This window comes from Ruegeria sp. HKCCD7221 (assembly GCF_013031225.1).
Lineage (GTDB): Bacteria > Pseudomonadota > Alphaproteobacteria > Rhodobacterales > Rhodobacteraceae > Ruegeria.
On sequence record NZ_WPZE01000002.1, the window covers coordinates 419,645 to 435,350 of the forward strand.

At 58.8% G+C, this 15,706-nt stretch carries 16 protein-coding genes; 12 read left to right on the top strand and 4 right to left on the bottom strand.

The genetic code is table 11. The annotated features are described in order from the left end of the window. Position 1: 1 nt before the first annotated feature. Positions 2-1,279, top strand: coding sequence for an aspartate aminotransferase family protein (locus GOX73_RS07695; RefSeq protein WP_171124276.1), 1,278 nt, complete (start codon positions 2-4; stop codon positions 1,277-1,279). Between the two features lie 232 nt (positions 1,280-1,511). Here the strand turns inward: GOX73_RS07695 and hemC are convergent, their stop codons facing one another. Next, positions 1,512-2,471, bottom strand: a complete 960-nt coding sequence (hemC, locus tag GOX73_RS07700) for a hydroxymethylbilane synthase (RefSeq protein ID WP_171124278.1) — start codon at positions 2,469-2,471, stop codon at positions 1,512-1,514. A 106-nt stretch (positions 2,472-2,577) separates the two neighbouring features. Between hemC and hemE the strand changes: the two genes are divergently transcribed. Continuing rightward, positions 2,578-3,612, top strand: a complete 1,035-nt coding sequence (hemE, locus tag GOX73_RS07705) for a uroporphyrinogen decarboxylase (RefSeq protein ID WP_171124280.1) — start codon at positions 2,578-2,580, stop codon at positions 3,610-3,612. An 82-nt stretch (positions 3,613-3,694) separates the two neighbouring features. Here the strand turns inward: hemE and GOX73_RS07710 are convergent, their stop codons facing one another. Continuing rightward, complete coding sequence (locus GOX73_RS07710) at positions 3,695-4,783, bottom strand: CaiB/BaiF CoA-transferase family protein (RefSeq protein WP_171124282.1); 1,089 nt, start codon at positions 4,781-4,783, stop codon at positions 3,695-3,697. Positions 4,784-4,906: 123 nt separating this feature from the next. On the opposite strand from GOX73_RS07710, the gene GOX73_RS07715 reads away from it, so the two are divergent. The 7 genes from GOX73_RS07715 (at position 4,907) to uvrC (ending at position 12,968) form a co-directional block, all read left to right on the top strand. Then, entirely contained in the window at positions 4,907-6,172 is a 1,266-nt protein-coding gene (locus GOX73_RS07715) for a TAXI family TRAP transporter solute-binding subunit (RefSeq protein ID WP_171124285.1), read from the top strand. A 100-nt stretch (positions 6,173-6,272) separates the two neighbouring features. Continuing rightward, positions 6,273-7,202: an ABC transporter ATP-binding protein gene (locus GOX73_RS07720; RefSeq protein WP_171124287.1), complete on the top strand. Its 930-nt coding sequence runs from the start codon at positions 6,273-6,275 to the stop codon at positions 7,200-7,202. Next, a complete protein-coding gene (locus GOX73_RS07725) occupies positions 7,199-7,960 on the top strand; it encodes an ABC transporter permease (protein WP_171124289.1) in 762 nt (253 codons plus the stop codon). The genes GOX73_RS07720 and GOX73_RS07725 overlap by 4 nt, the downstream gene beginning before the upstream one ends. A gap of 113 nt (positions 7,961-8,073) precedes the next feature. Further along, positions 8,074-8,871, top strand: a complete 798-nt coding sequence (locus GOX73_RS07730; RefSeq protein WP_171124291.1) for a S49 family peptidase — start codon at positions 8,074-8,076, stop codon at positions 8,869-8,871. A 168-nt stretch (positions 8,872-9,039) separates the two neighbouring features. Next, positions 9,040-10,002, top strand: coding sequence for a calcium/sodium antiporter (locus GOX73_RS07735; RefSeq protein ID WP_171122759.1), 963 nt, complete (start codon positions 9,040-9,042; stop codon positions 10,000-10,002). 21 nt (positions 10,003-10,023) lie between these two features. Continuing rightward, complete coding sequence (locus tag GOX73_RS07740) at positions 10,024-10,803, top strand: SDR family oxidoreductase (RefSeq protein WP_171124293.1); 780 nt, start codon at positions 10,024-10,026, stop codon at positions 10,801-10,803. A gap of 290 nt (positions 10,804-11,093) precedes the next feature. Then, on the top strand, positions 11,094-12,968 hold the full coding sequence (uvrC, locus tag GOX73_RS07745; RefSeq protein WP_171124294.1) for an excinuclease ABC subunit UvrC: 1,875 nt from the start codon (positions 11,094-11,096) through the stop codon (positions 12,966-12,968). On the opposite strand, the gene GOX73_RS07750 is transcribed toward uvrC, so the two are convergent. Next, a complete protein-coding gene (locus tag GOX73_RS07750; protein ID WP_171124296.1) occupies positions 12,965-13,849 on the bottom strand; it encodes a DMT family transporter in 885 nt (294 codons plus the stop codon). The genes uvrC and GOX73_RS07750 overlap by 4 nt on opposite strands. A 170-nt stretch (positions 13,850-14,019) precedes the next feature. On the opposite strand from GOX73_RS07750, the gene pgsA reads away from it, so the two are divergent. From pgsA to GOX73_RS07765, 3 genes are read left to right on the top strand one after another with little or no spacing between them, the layout of a single operon-like run. Beyond that, a complete protein-coding gene (pgsA, locus tag GOX73_RS07755) occupies positions 14,020-14,688 on the top strand; it encodes a CDP-diacylglycerol--glycerol-3-phosphate 3-phosphatidyltransferase (RefSeq protein WP_171122753.1) in 669 nt (222 codons plus the stop codon). 3 nt (positions 14,689-14,691) lie between these two features. Next, positions 14,692-14,937: a molybdopterin converting factor subunit 1 gene (gene moaD, locus GOX73_RS07760; protein ID WP_142635267.1), complete on the top strand. Its 246-nt coding sequence runs from the start codon at positions 14,692-14,694 to the stop codon at positions 14,935-14,937. Between the two features lie 3 nt (positions 14,938-14,940). Beyond that, entirely contained in the window at positions 14,941-15,384 is a 444-nt protein-coding gene (locus GOX73_RS07765) for a molybdenum cofactor biosynthesis protein MoaE (protein ID WP_171124299.1), read from the top strand. A 1-nt stretch (position 15,385) separates the two neighbouring features. Here the strand turns inward: GOX73_RS07765 and GOX73_RS07770 are convergent, their stop codons facing one another. Next, positions 15,386-15,706: a hypothetical protein gene (locus GOX73_RS07770; protein WP_170387322.1), complete on the bottom strand. Its 321-nt coding sequence runs from the start codon at positions 15,704-15,706 to the stop codon at positions 15,386-15,388.

Consider the following 15,706-nt stretch of genomic DNA (forward strand, 5'->3'; position numbering starts at 1 on the left):
GATGCTCAAGATCAACACCCAATCCGAATGGATCGCCCGTGCAAATGAGGTCTTGCCCGCTGGGGGTTTTGGCAATTTCGACCCCGGCATCATTATCGCACGTGGCGAGGGCAGCCGCGTCTGGGATGAGGACGGCAATGAATATATCGACTATCTGATCGGATCCGGCCCGATGCTGCTGGGCCACGGCCACCCCGAAGTGATGGAAGCGGTACTGGAACAACTGCCCAAGGGCATGACCTTCTTTGCCAATAACGCCAAGGGTATCGAACTGGCTGAGGCTATTGTCGATGCGGTGCCGTGCTGCGAACAGGTGCGTTTTGTGGCCTCGGGTGGCGAGGCCGACATGTACGCCATCCGTCTGGCCCGCGCCTATACCGGGCGTGACAAGATTCTGAAATTTGAAGGGGGCTATCATGGCATGAGCGCCGAGGCGCAGATGAGCCTTGCCCCCAGCCGTCGGGTCAACTTTCCGCAAGCGGTGCCTGACAGCGCCGGGATACCTGCGGGGGTGGCCGAGCAGATGCTGATTGCGCCGTTCAACGACCTTGAGGCCGTCGCGGCCCTGCTGAATGAACATGACGACATCGCAGCGATCATGGTCGAACCCTTGCAGCGGATCATCCCGCCCTTGCCCGGATACCTGCAAGGGCTGCGTGACTTGTGCGACAAGCACAACGTCCTGCTGATCTTTGACGAGATCGTCACGGGGTTTCGCTTGGCCTATGGCGGCGCGCAGGAGAAGTACGGTGTGACACCCGATATCTGCACGCTGGGCAAGATCATCGGCGGAGGGTTCCCTTTGGCTGCGCTGGGTGCAAGCGCCGAGATCATGAAACATTTCGACAAGGATCAGGTTGGCGAGGACGGGTGGCTGATGCAGCTTGGGACCTTGTCGGGAAACCCGGTGGCCTCGGTCGCGGGCCTGAAAACGATGGAGGTTCTTCGGCGCGACGGCGTCTATGACCAACTGCGCGCAACGGGTGCAGCGTTGCAACAGATGCAGGGTACTGCCTTGGTCAAAGCCGGGATTCCGTTTCGGATTTGTGGCGACGAGACGTTGTTCGATATCTTCTTCACGGAAAACGATTGCCGCGATTACCGCAGCACCAAGCATGATGATCCGCATCGTAACGTGATTTACAACAACAGCTTAAGGGCGAGCGGGATATTCAAGTCGCCGGGCAAGCTTTATCCTTCCTTGGCTGTGACGGAAGCGGACCTGCAACAGACTAAGCACGCGGTTGAAAAAGCGGTCCAGATAATTGCCAATGCCTAAACGGATTTAGTCTGGGCAAAGAAACGGGCCGCTGCCAGTTGATGACAGCGGTCCTGACTGATTGGATGTCCGGGGCTGCACCTCGCCCCCTCGAATACCACTTAAAAATACGGACAGACTTGCAAACTTTCGACTTTTTCGAGAGCAGCCCGACGTCTCAATCGGTGTATCTGTATCTTGTCAGCGTTTGGAAATGCGAGCAGTGAAGTAGTTCACATTGCGCAACTTTTTCTCAACTTCTCCAGTCGAAGAAGCCTGAACCCGCCTTCTGCAGCAGCGTTTCCGCCATGGCGTGGCCCATCTCGGGCCCATCGGCAACCGCACCGGTGATGTCTTCCGAGATGGCCTCGGACCCGTCCGGGCGCAGAACCTCACCTCGCAGGCGCAGGTGGCCGTCCTGTATTTCGGCAAGGCCAGCGATCGGCGTCTCGCACGAACCGTCCAGCGCAGCCAGTAGCGTGCGCTCTGCGATCAGGCGCTGGCCGGTTTCGGCGTGGTGGATGGCTTCGAGCATACAAGCTGCGCGGGAATCGTCGCTGCGGCGTTCGATACCGATAGTGCCCTGCGCAATGGCAGGCAGCATGTCCTCGGGCGCAATGGCGGTGGCAGGGACGTCGTCCATTTTCAGGCGGCGGATACCGGCCATGGCCAGAAAGGTGCAATCCGCCACGCCATCGGCCAGTTTCTTCAGCCGCGTTTGCACATTGCCGCGAAATTCAACCACGTTCAGGTCGGGGCGGCGGTTCAGCAACTGCGCCCGTCGGCGCAGGGATGAGGTGCCGACGGTGGCACCCTGCGGCAGGTCGTGAATGGTTGTCAGGCTGGGCGAGATGAACGCGTCGCGCACATCTTCACGCGGCAGGAAGGTGTCCAGCACCAGACCTGCGGGCTGTTCCACTGGCATATCCTTGGTGGAATGCACCGCGATGTCGATATCGCCGCGCAGCATCGCCTCCTCGATCTCTTTGGTGAACAGGCCCTTGTTGCCGATCTCTTTCAACGGGCGATCCGCGTCGATCATGGCGCGGTTGTCGCCGGTGGTCTTGATCACCACGATCTCGAACGCTTCATCCGGCAAGTCGAAAGCCGCGCCCAGTCGCTGCCGTGTCTCATAGGCTTGTGCCAGCGCCAGAGGTGATCCTCTGGTACCGATCTTGAGCGGCGAGTCGGGGGAGGGCAGGGTCAGTGTCATGCGCACAGCTTTAGTCGCGTCACATTGCCCTGACAATGGGGGCAGAGCTTGACAAATTGCCACTGAGGGCCGACCCGTGGCGCAAACCTGATGATTGGGGGCAGACATGGCCGAAACAAAGAAACTGCTGCGGGCGCTGGCGGGTGAGGTGCAGGATGTGCCGCCGATCTGGATGATGCGTCAGGCCGGGCGGTATCTGCCCGAATATCGCGCGACACGGGCGCAGGCAGGGGATTTCCTGTCGCTGTGTTATAACCCCGAACTGGCGGCCGAGGTAACGTTGCAACCAATTCGCCGCTATGGGTTCGATGCGGCGATCTTGTTTGCCGATATCCTGCTGGTACCGCAGGCGCTGGGCGCGGATTTGTGGTTCGTGACCGGCGAGGGACCGCGCCTGTCGACCATCACACAGCAGGCCGAATTCGACGCTTTGAAGCCCATGGATGCGATTCACGAGACTTTGTCTCCAGTCTATGAGACCGTGCGTATCCTGTCGCGGGAATTGCCGTCCGAGACAACGTTGATCGGGTTTGCAGGCGCGCCCTGGACGGTGGCGACCTATATGATCGCCGGGCGCGGCACGCCGGATCAGGGCCCGGCCCATGCGCTGCGCGAAGGGAATGTGGCATTGTTCGAGGCGTTGCTGGAGCGGATCACGCTGGCGACGATCGAATACCTCTCGGCCCAGATCGAGGCAGGGGCCGAGGTGGTCAAGATCTTTGACAGCTGGGCCGGGTCGTTGAAGGGGGACGCGTTCCAGAAATACGCCGTTGAGCCGTGCCGGGTCATCACTCAGGCCATCAAGGCGCGCCATCCCGGCATTCCGGTGATCGGTTTCCCGCGTGAGGCCGGTGAAGGCTATGTCGGGTTTGCGAAGGCGACCGGAGTGGATTGTGTGGCGCTGGATAACTCGGTCGCGCCGGATTGGGCGGCGGCCCACGTGCAGGTGGATGGCTGTGTTCAAGGCAATCTGGCCTCGTCCCATATGGTGACGGGTGGGCAGGCTTTGGTGGATGAAACGCGCAAGATCGTTGAGGCGTTTTCAAAGGGACCGCATATTTTCAACCTTGGGCATGGGATCACGCCGGATGCCGACCCCGAGAACGTGCAATTGATGATTGATACTGTGCGATCGCGGTAAGCTGGTGGAAGGGGGCCAGCCCCCTTCTTGGCCAGCGGCCAATTCATCCCCCGGGATATTTATAGCCAGATGAAGGGGCGGATCAGCGCTTTGGGTTGAGTTCGTCCAGAATTTCCGAGCGGTGTTCGCCGCGCAATGGGCTGGGCTTAGGTTGCCATGCGTGGTTTGAAAAGCGCGGCGCGGCGGCGGCCTGGAGGGTTCCGTCGATGTTCTGCCATGTCTGGCGCGCGTTGTTCATGGGATGGGAATGTGCCTGTTCGGGGCTAAGCGCGGGGGCGACGCAGGCGTCGGTGTCGTAGAAAAGCATCGCCCAATGATTGCGCGGGTGTTGAGCGAAGATTTCAGTCAGGCGCGCGGTGAGCAGTGGCCAGAGTTTTGGGTCATATTGATTTTTGAAGTCAGGATCCTGTGACAGGCTCAGTTTGTTGAGGAACTCAGCGTAGAATTTTGGCTCGAGGCATTGCACGGTGATGAACCCGCCGTCGGCGCAGGTATAGGTGCGGCTCCAATGAGGGCCGTCCAGCAGGCTTTGGCCGCGTGTTTCCGACAGGTTGCCGGTTTGACGCATGCTCATGAGCAGGTTCATCATATGCGCCGAGCCGTCATAGATGGCGGCATCGACGACGGTACCCTGACCTGTGCGCTGTGCATTGATCAGGCCAGCCATTATGCCTGCGACAAGGTACATCGCGCCGCCCCCGATATCGCCCACCAATGTTGCCGGTGTCTGTGGGGGTTGCCCTGCTGCCGAGGCGTACCAGAGCGCGCCGGACATCGCGATATAGTTCAGGTCGTGGCCCGCCCTGTCCGAAAGGGGGCTGTCCTGCCCCCAGCCCGTCATGCGGCCATAGACCAGTTTGGGGTTGAGGGAGTGGCAGGTTTCGGGTCCGAGGCCGAGTTTTTCCATCACGCCGGGGCGGTAGCCTTCGATCAGTGCGTCGGCTGACGAAATCAGGCGCAAGGCGATCTCAAGATCGGCGTCATCCTTGAGGTTCAGGTCTATGGACCGTTTGCCGCGATCCAGCACGGAACTCTCAGGCATTCCGGGGGTGGTGGGCTGGCCCTTGCGATGGATGGTTATGACATCTGCGCCCAGGTCGGCCAGCATCATGGCCGCGAACGGGCCGGGGCCCAAGCCCTCGACTTCGATGATCCGGATTCCGTTCAGCATTGTGGCCCTCCTTTTCAGGCAGGGTTTCGAGGCTTTGCGGGAATTGCAAGGCCGGATTCTGATGGCTTGCAAGATGGTTACGTGACCACTAGCGTTTCCAGCGGGGATTGGAGAGAGGCTCGGATGCGGTTGTGGATCCTTTTCGGGAGCGTTCTTGCGCTGGCGGTTCTCGCCGGTGTTCTGTCGCGCCTGCATCCCCCTGGAACCATCGTATTGGCTGCGGGTCCCGCGGGTGGGGCCTATGAAACCGTAGCGCAGGACTATGCAGACATATTGGCGCGGGATGGCATCCGGCTTGAAATACTCGAAACGGCCGGATCAGTAGAGAATGCTGATCTGCTGAATAATGGCGAGGTGGATGCCGCTTTTCTGCAAGGTGGAATCAAGGTTGACCCAAACAGAGCCGAAGCTGTCGGTGCCGTATTCTTTGAGCCTGTTGTTTTTCTGGTGAACAAAGACGCGGCCATCCCGCGCAATCCTGCCCTTTGGTCCGGTTTGCGGATCAACAGCGGTGCACCCGGGTCAGGAACGGCGGCGGCGTTTCGTGATCTTGAACGGGCCGTGGGGCTGGCCGAGGACGCAAACGAACATTTCTCAATACCTTATGCCGAAGCTGCGGCTGCCCTGCTTGCGGGTGAACTGGATATCGCAGTCTATGTGGCCCCGATAGAAGCGCCCTATCTCAAGGCGGCCTATGAATCTCCGGGGCTGCGGGTGTTGGACCTGGCCCATGTACAGGCAATTTCCAGACGCCTGACCTATGCGACGGTGGTATCGGTGCCGGCCGGGGGAATGTCTTTGGACCCTGTGCTGCCGCCACGCGCTGTTGAGTTGGTCGCGATCGAGGCACGGTTGGTCGTGCGACCCGATCTGCATCCGGCTTTGGTCAACCGTCTGACAATGGCAGCGATCGAGTTGCACCAGGCAAGGGGCATTATCTCGGACCCGGGCGTTTTCCCGAACATTGACGGCACCGGCCTGAATGTCAGCAATACCGCGCGCCAATTGATCCTTGATGGCCCGTCCACCTGGCACAACTGGCTGCCTTATTGGATTGCCGCGCAGATCAACCGGGTATTGCTGTTGTTGCTGCCGTTTTTCTTTATCGTGGTTCCGCTGATGCGGTTGCTGCCCTTCGCCTATGCTTATGCGATGCGCTGGCGCGTTTGGCAGCATTACCCCGAAATCCGCGATATCGAGCTGGAATTGGCCAATGACCCAAGCGACGCCGAGTTGGACATGATGCAGGCGCATTTGAGTGAACTGGATGAGCGTCTGGCTGCGCTGCGGTTGCCGGCTGCTTATCGGCAGGGGCAATACGACGCCCGGCTGCACGTTGAGTTGATCCAGAAGCGAATAGCCGAATTGCGCAATGCCGGACCCGCTTGAGGCTGTTGGCGCGTACAAAAATGCGCAGGACCCTGTGCGAAATGGGCCTGTTCTGTGTCGGTTCGCCGGGGTAATGTCCCCGCCAGAACGGGGAAAGTGAATGACACCAATTCTGTCCATCAGGGACTTGCGCAAATCCTATGCCGACGGTTTCGAGGCGCTGAAGGGCGTCTCATTGGATATTGAAGAAGGTGAGATTCTTGCGCTGCTGGGGCCAAACGGAGCGGGCAAGACGACCCTGATTTCAACCGTTTGCGGGATCACGACCCCGACTTCCGGGTCGGTGACGGTAGGCGGGCATGATATCCAGACCGATTTTCGGGCCGCCCGTCGAATGATTGGGCTGGTTCCGCAAGAGATTGCATTGGAGCCGTTCGAGAAAGTTTGGAATACGGTGCGGTTTTCGCGCGGGTTGTTCGGGTATGGTGCTGACAATTCTCGGATCGAGGAAATCCTGCGCAAGCTGTCCTTGTGGAACAAGCGCAAGAACGCGATCAAGGAATTGTCAGGCGGCATGAAGCGCCGCGTTCTGATCGCCAAGGCACTGGCGCATGAACCGCGGGTGTTGTTTCTGGACGAGCCCACAGCCGGTGTTGATGTTGAGCTGCGCAAAGACATGTGGGAGATCGTGGCCGAGCTGAAACAGGCAGGCGTCACCATCATTCTGACCACGCATTACATTGAAGAAGCCGAGGCCATCGCTGACCGCGTGGGGGTCATCGACAAGGGTGAATTGCTGCTGGTTCAGGACAAGAACACGCTTATGGCCCAGATGGGCAAGAAGCAGATCGAGGTCATGCTGACAGAACCCATTCAATCCATTCCCAAAGCCCTGGCCGAGCACAACCTGACTTTGAACGGAAACGGTGATGTGCTGATCTATACTTATGATATCCACGCCGACCGGACAGGCATCACCACCTTGCTGAATGACGTGGCCCAGGCGGGGTTGGTGTTGCGCGATGTACAGACCCGTCAGTCGAGCCTTGAGGAAATTTTTGTTAATCTAGTGTCCGGAGCCCCCGCATGAACTGGTCCGCCGTCGCCGCCATCTACCGGTTCGAAATGGCCCGGTTCTTTCGAACACTGGCGCAGAGCTTTCTGTCTCCGGTCCTGTCGACTTCGTTGTATTTCGTGGTTTTTGGCACCGCAATCGGCAGCCGTATCCAAGAGATCGAGGGCGTATCTTATGGTGCGTTCATCGTACCGGGGCTTATCATGCTGTCGGTAGTGATGCTGTCGATCTCGAACGCGTCCTTTGGGATTTATTTTCCCAAGTTTCTAGGCACGATATACGAACTGCTATCCGCCCCCGTGAACTTTATCGAGATTGTGATCGGCTACGTCGGAGCCGCCGCGACAAAGGCGCTGTTCGTGGGGGTGGTGATCCTGATTACCGCCACGTTCTTTGTGGATCTAAGGATCGAACACCCTTTTGCGATGGTGTGGTTTCTGGTTCTGACCTGTCTCAGCTTTTCGCTGCTGGGGTTCATAATAGGCATCTGGGCCAGCAATTTTGAACAGATGTCACTGGTCCCACAATTGGTGGTGACGCCTCTTATCTTTCTGGGTGGTACGTTCTATTCGATTTCGATGCTGCCTCCAGTGTGGCAGACAATCACCCTGTTCAATCCGGTGGTTTATCTGATTTCCGGGTTCCGCTGGTCCTTCTATGGGCTTGCCGATGTTCCCATTGGGTTCAGCCTTTTGGCAATTTTGGTGTTCACCGGCATCTGTCTGGGCATCATCGGGTGGATTTTCAAAACAGGCTGGCGCATTCGCAGCTAGGCGATCCGTGGCGTTGCATTTTTGCCCGTCATGTGTGTGAATCTGGTTCACGTCGCGTTTTAGGCCCCAGCGGTCCCTTGTTTACCGGTTGGCTGCACTCTACATCGGCATCCATGAAACTCAGCCTGCCGTTTCTCAAAAAACAACCCAGCGTCGCTGTCGTGCGATTGTCCGGTGCCATCGGAATGGCCGGCCGCGCGTCGATGTCCGATACTTCGCTTGCCCCGGTACTTGAGAAAGCCTTTCGCAAGGGAAAGCCCTCGGCGGTGGCGCTTGAGATCAATTCGCCCGGAGGATCACCGGTTCAAAGCTCGTTGATTGGCGCCCGCATACGGCGCTTGTCCGAGGAACTGAATGTGCCGGTCATTGCGTTTGTCGAGGATGTTGCAGCCTCGGGTGGGTACTGGCTGGCAGCGGCAGCCGATGAAATCTATGCAGACGACAGTTCGGTTCTTGGCTCGATCGGGGTGATCTCGTCCGGGTTCGGGGCGCATGTGTTGCTGAAACGTCAGGGAATTGAACGTCGTGTCCACACGGCCGGGCAGTCAAAGTCCATGCTGGACCCGTTCTCTCCGGAAAAGAAAGAGGATGTCGCGCGGCTCGAAAGATTGCTGGCCGATATTCACGACAATTTCATCACCCATGTAAAAAACCGCCGGGGCGCAAAGTTGGATGAGAACGAGGACCTGTTCACCGGCGAGGTCTGGTTAGCCCGGCGCGCGCGGGAATTGGGGCTGATCGACGGTATCGCCCATCTTAAGCCAAAGATGCAGGAGCGTTTCGGCGACAAGGTAAAGTTCCGTCGATACGGCCTTCGCAAACCGCTGTGGTCTCGGTTCGGGGCGTCACTCGCCCAGGATGCGATTGCCGGCCTTGAGGAGCGCGCGGCCTACGCGCGTTTCGGTTTGTAACGTGATTATCAAGATCGTAACCTTTTTTCTGATTGCTATGGGTGTCCTGGCCATGTTCGGGAAACTGCGCTTTCCGGGACAGCAGAGGTTGCAGTCTTCAAGATGCCCGCGCTGCGGGCGGTTCAGGATCGGCAAAGGTCCTTGCGCCTGCGAAAAAGGAGGCCGTACATGACGGCATGGCTGCTTTCCGGCCTCGGGCTGCTGATCCTGCTGTTGGCGGGTGATGCGCTGGTGCGTGGTGCAGTGAACCTGAGCCTGCGTCTGGGCGTGCCCGCGCTGATCGTCAGTCTGACAATCGTGGCCTTTGGCACCTCGGCCCCCGAACTGCTGATTGCCATCAGCGCCATCAAGGAAAATGCGCCGGGGATCGCGCTGGGGAATGTGGTGGGGTCGAACACGGCCAATATCCTTTTAGTGCTGGGTCTGCCTGCGCTTTTGGCGACGCTGCACACCAGTGAATGCGACAGCCGCAAGAACTATGTCTTCATGTTGCTGGCCTCGGTTCTTTTCATCGGACTGGCCTTCTGTGGCATATTCAATTTGTACAGCGGTGCGATCCTGCTGGCCGCGCTTGGTCTTGTTCTGTGGAATGCGTTCCGCGAGGCCCACGCGCACCGCAAGGCCTGCGGCGAAGCCTGCGCCGACGATGAAGAGCTTGACGGGCTGGAAGAAGCCGACCCGGATATGCCTTATTGGAAGATCTCGATCTATTTGGTTCTGGGTCTGATCGGATTGCCGATGGGCGCGCACCTGCTGGTGGATAATGCGACCGTCATCGCGCGCACCTATGGCGTCAGCGAAACCGTCATCGGCCTGACATTGGTCGCGGTCGGGACCTCGCTGCCGGAATTGGCAACGACTGTCATGGCCGCCCTGCGCCGTCAGGCGGACGTTGCGTTAGGCAATGTGATCGGCTCGAACATGTTCAACCTGCTGGCCATCGTGGGCATCGCCACACTGGTCGGGCCTATTCCGGTTGACCAGGAATTCCTGCGGTTCGATCTGTGGGTCATGTTGGGCGCGTCGCTGTTGCTGATCCCGTTTGTGTTCTTCAAAAAAGACATCACGCGTGGGTGGGGACTGTTATTGACTCTGCTCTATGCGGTCTACGTCATCTCTTTGTTGGCGTGACTTGATTAAGAGGGAACACGTATGACCCGAGCGTTGGTAACCGGTGCAGGAATCCGCCTTGGCCGAGCCATGGCTTTGTATCTGGCCCAACGCGGGTATGATGTTGCTGTGCATTACGCGACTTCTGCCGATCCTGCCGCCGAAGTTGTATCCGAGGTTCAGGCCATGGGTCGCAAGGCCATCGCATTGCAGGCCGACCTGCTGGACGAGGCGCAGGTTCAGACGCTTTTGCCTCGCGCGGCTGAGGCTTTGGACGGGCCAATTACCTGTTTGGTCAACAACGCCTCGATCTTTGAATATGATAACATCCATACGGCGACCCGCGAAAGCTGGGATCGGCATCTGGACAGTAATCTGCGCGCGCCCTTCGTTCTGACACAGGCAATGGCAGAGCAGGATCTGGAACCGGATACCGACGATGCGGGAGAACCCGTGGCAGTTGGCCTGATCGTCAACATGGTTGATATGCGTGTCCGTAAACTGACGCCCGAGTTCATGTCCTACACCATTGCCAAGATGGGTCTTTGGGCGCTGACCCGCACGGCGGCGCAGGCCCTAACCCCCGCGATCCGCGTCAACGCGATCGGCCCCGGCCCGACGATGCAGGGCCACAGGCAAAGCGAAGATCACTTCAAGGCGCAGCGCGCTAATACCGTGCTTGAACGCGGCGCGAACCCATCTGATATCACCGCTGCGCTGGGATATTTTCTGGACGCGCATGCCGTGACCGGGCAGTTACTATGCGTCGATGGCGGGCAGCATCTTGGATGGCAAACTCCGGATGTTTTGGGGGTTGAATAGGCATCTTTGCCTCAAGTTTTGCACCGCTCGCATTTCCGTTACTTGCGCGTTACAAAATTGTCTTTTTTTTCATGCACTTGCCATGTGCATGAAAAAATTACATTTAAAAACAGGTAGTTAATATAGCGCCTATTTTTTGTGCAAATCAAGGAATCCTTAATGAATCAAGGGAAAATCGAGACCCTTGGAAACTTATCTTCATAGTTATCCACAGAAACCGTGGATTTGTTTTCTCTTGAATTGAGACGCTTAAGATTGCAGCCATGGTCAGGGAATCATATTTCGGACTCATGACCACCCAGAACGAATCGAACCCCGACGGCCGAGCCACTGGATACAAATGTATACAGCGTTATGTGAAAACGCTGGACAGTTCTCCGGGCGTTTACAGGATGTTGGATGCGGACAGCCGGGTTCTGTACGTGGGCAAGGCGCGGAACCTGAAGGCGCGGGTGTCGAACTATACGCGGCCCGGCCATTCGGGGCGGATCGAGAAGATGATCGCCGCGACCGCCTCGATGATGTTTCTGACCACGCGGACCGAGACCGAGGCGCTGCTGCTGGAACAGAATCTGATCAAGCAGCTCAAGCCTAAATACAATGTGCTGCTGCGCGATGATAAGAGTTTTCCGAACATTCTGGTCGCCAAGGATCATGGGTTTCCGCAAATCAAGAAGCATCGTGGGGCAAAGAAAGAAAAGGGCGCCTATTTTGGCCCCTTCGCCAGTGCGGGTGCCGTTAACCGGACGCTGAACCAGTTGCAAAAGGCGTTCTTGCTGCGCAACTGCTCGGATTCCATGTTCGATAGCCGCACGCGGCCCTGTCTGCTGTTTCAGATCAAGCGCTGTTCGGGGCCGTGCGTTGGGCTGATCTCGGAAAGCGATTACGGCGAAAGCGTCAAGGATGCCGAACGCTTTCTGTCGGGCCGGTCGACCAAGGTGCAGGAAGAACTGGCTGAACAGATGATGGCCGCCTCCGAGGCGATGGAGTTTGAACGTGCCGCCAGCCTGCGCGACCGCATTCGGGCGCTGACGCAGGTGCAGACGTCCCAGGGCATCAACCCGCGCGGCGTGGCCGAGGCGGATGTGATCGGCCTCTATATGGAGAGCGGGCAGGCTTGTGTGCAGGTGTTCTTTGTCCGCGCCAACCAGAACTGGGGAAACAAGGATTTTTACCCTCGGGTGGGGGCGGATGTGTCGCCAGCCGAGGTGATGGAGGCGTTCCTTGGTCAGTTCTACGACAACAAGGAACCGCCGCGTCAGTTGATCCTGTCGGACGGGATCGAAAACGCTGACCTGATGGAGCAAGCGCTGGCTGAGAAAGCCGGGCGTAAGGTGGAAATCCTCGTGCCGCAGCGTGGTGAGAAACAGGAACTGGTCGCCGGTGCCCTGCGTAACGCGCGTGAGTCGCTTGCCCGCCGCATGTCGGAAAGTGCCACACAGGCCAAGCTGCTGCGCGGCGTGGCCGAGGCGTTTGACCTGGACAGCCCGCCAAGCCGGATCGAGGTCTACGACAACTCACATATACAGGGCACCAATGCGGTGGGCGGTATGATCGTGGCGGGCCCCGAAGGGTTCATGAAAAACGCCTATCGCAAGTTCAACATCCGTGGGGATGATCTGACCCCCGGCGACGACTTTGGCATGATGAAAGAGGTCCTAACCCGCCGCTTTACCCGCCTGTTGAAAGAAGACCCCGACCGCGACAAGGGGCATTGGCCGGACCTGTTGTTGATCGACGGTGGCGCGGGTCAGGTGAGCGCGGTGCATGAAATCATGGTCGAACATGGCGTCGAAGACATCCCGATGGTCGGCGTTGCCAAGGGCGTGGACCGCGACCACGGGAAAGAGGAATTCCACCGCATCGGCCAGCGCGCCTTTGCGCTGAAACGCAACGATCCGGTGCTGTATTTCATCCAGCGCCTGCGGGACGAGGCGCACCGTTTTGCCATCGGAACACACCGTGCAAAACGCGCCAAGGCGGTGGGGGCGACGCCTCTGGACGAAATCCCCGGCGTCGGGGCGGCGCGTAAACGCGCGTTGCTAACTCATTTCGGCAGCGCCAAGGCGGTCAGCCGGGCCAACCTGGCGGATTTGAAAGCGGTTGAGGGGATCTCAGCCGGGTTGGCGCAGAAGGTCTATGATTTCTTCCATGACAAGGGCTAGGCTCGCCGTCCGCGCCACAGGATATAGAGGCCCGAGGCCACGATCAGCGCCGACCCGATCCACATGGTCTGGTCCAGCCGCTCACCAAACATGACCACGCCCAGCCCGATCCCGAACAACAGCCGGGAATAGCGGAAGGGCGTGACGGATGAGACCTCGCCTGTGCGCATCGCCTTCATCAGCGAGGCATAAGCCAAGACGCCCATCACGATTGCGCCTGTCATGTGCAGGCTGACATGCGGGGTAAGGGGCTGTATCGGTGTCCCCTCCCAAAACCGATAGGCCAGCCCGGCGATGATGATGCAGAGGAAACCGTAGAAACCCAGCACCTCGGTCCCCAGTGAGGCGGGCGCAGCGCGGCTGGCCAGATCACGGCCCGCGAACCCCAGCATCCCCAGCACCGCAAGGATGGACAGGGGCGAAAAGCTGTCTCCGGTCGGTTGGATGATGATGACGACGCCGATCATGCCGACCAGAATGGCGCTCCACCTCCGCCAGCCGACGGTTTCGCCAAAGACCAGCGCGGCCCCCGCGACAACGACCAGAGGCGTGGCTTGCAAGATCACCGTGGCGGATGAAAGCGGCGTCAGTGCGATGGCTAGCACATAGAACAGCCGCCCCAGAATTTCAAACACCACACGTACTTTCATGGGGCGCGACAGTACATCTTCCTGAAACAGCCGCGAGCCGCGAAGTAGGGCCACCGCCGCATAGATCACCGCGCCGCCCGCGCCAAACAGAACCAGCACCTGCCAAATCGGAATCGCCGCCGAGGCCACCTTGATCAGCGCATCCTCTAGCGCGAACAGCGCCATTGCGGCGATCATCCACGCGCTGCCGATCAGGTTGGATCGGGGATCGGTTTGAATGTGCTGTGTCATGTTTTGCTCTGTCTGGACCGCGCGCCAATCTGACCGCAAAGCCCCCGCGCGCCAAGCCGCGCATTCGGGGTTGCGACCCTTTGACCCCGGGCGCCACAACTGCCTGTGATCGGGGCAGATTCTCGATGGGCCACCTTTTATGTCCCGAACCGGCGATGTAGGGTCAGGTCATGAAGTGGAACTTGCCCAATATTCTGACCGTTCTTCGCCTGCTTGCGGCCCCCGGTCTGGCCGTGATGTTTCTGTATTTCACCCGGCCCTATGCGGATTGGTTTGCCCTGATCCTGTTCCTGTCTGCCGCAATCACCGACTGGTTTGATGGCTATCTGGCGCGGGCGTGGAAACAGGAAACCAAGATTGGTGCAATGCTGGACCCGATTGCTGACAAAGCAATGGTGGTGATCGCGCTGATGATCCTTGTTGGATATTCCACCGAACACTGGACGCCGTGGCTAGTACTGCCCGCAACCGTGATCCTGTTCCGCGAGGTGTTTGTCTCGGGCCTGCGCGAATATCTGGGCGATGTGGCGGGGACGCTGAAAGTGACCAAGCTGGCCAAGTGGAAGACCACCGCGCAGATGGTTGCGATCGCTATCTTGTTTTCGCAAGGGATATTCGAGCATAACTTTGTGATGTCCACGTTCGGAATGGATCCTACGACCATTGATCAGGTTCTTACGGGACAGGTAGGTGATGTAAACAACATCCGCTGGCACCTTGAAGGGATGTTCTGGTCGGGCCGGATCGGATTGTGGCTGTTGTGGATCGCAGCGACCCTGACATTGATCACGGGCTACGACTACCTACGTAAAGCCATGCCCCATCTGAAGGAGAGTTAAGCGATGGACGTGCTGTATTTCGCCTGGGTGCGCGAGCGCATTGGCCTGCCGAAAGAGCGGGTGGAAACCGAAGCCGCGACCGTTTCCGATCTGGTCGCGGAACTTAGCGCGCGCGAGGATCGCTATGCCGCAGCCTTTGCTGATCTATCGGCGCTGCGCGTGGCGCTCGATCAGGAGCTTTCGGACTTTGACGCGCCGCTTGCCGGGGTTCGTGAAGTCGCGTTCTTCCCTCCCATGACCGGCGGCTAATCCATGCGTATCGTGGTTCAGGAAGAGGCGTTTGATCTGGGGGCCGAAGCCAACGCCTTTGCCGCGAGTGATGCCGCAAACGGGGCGATTGTGACATTTACCGGCGTTGTCCGTGATCTGGCTGCGGCCGATTTGGATGTCATGGAGATTGAACATTATCCCGGCATGACCGAACGTGCCCTGACCAAGATCGCGGAAGAGGCGCAAAGCCGCTGGTCACTGGGTGATGTCCTTGTCATCCACCGCCACGGGCGACTGGCTCCGGGGGATCGGATCATGATGGTGGCAACCGCCGCACCGCACCGCAAGGATGCGTTCGAGGCTGCAGAATTTCTGATGGACTACCTGAAATCCCGCGCACCGTTTTGGAAAAAGGAAATCACGTCGGATGGGGCCGATTGGGTGGCCGCCAAGGACGAGGATGAAGACGCGCTGACCCGGTGGTAGGTCAGTCCGCGTTGTTGATACGGCCCCGCAGTTCTTCGGCCTCTTGACGTGCAGCGCGCAGGCCATCCATGGCTGCGGACAATTCCGCCTCGGCCTGCGTCAGTTGGTTGGTCAGTTCCGCTTCACGCTGTTGCAGGTAGGTAATCGCCTGATCGCGGGTCTCTTCGGCTTCGTGCAATTCCTGACTCATGCGGTCCAGATCGGCCACATCGCTTTGACGCACACGCGACAGGCGGTGCGCAAGCCAGTTCGCGAACCAGCCCATGCAGAATGCCGCAAACAGGATAACGGCGGTGGCGATGATGAATTCGATTCTGTTCAA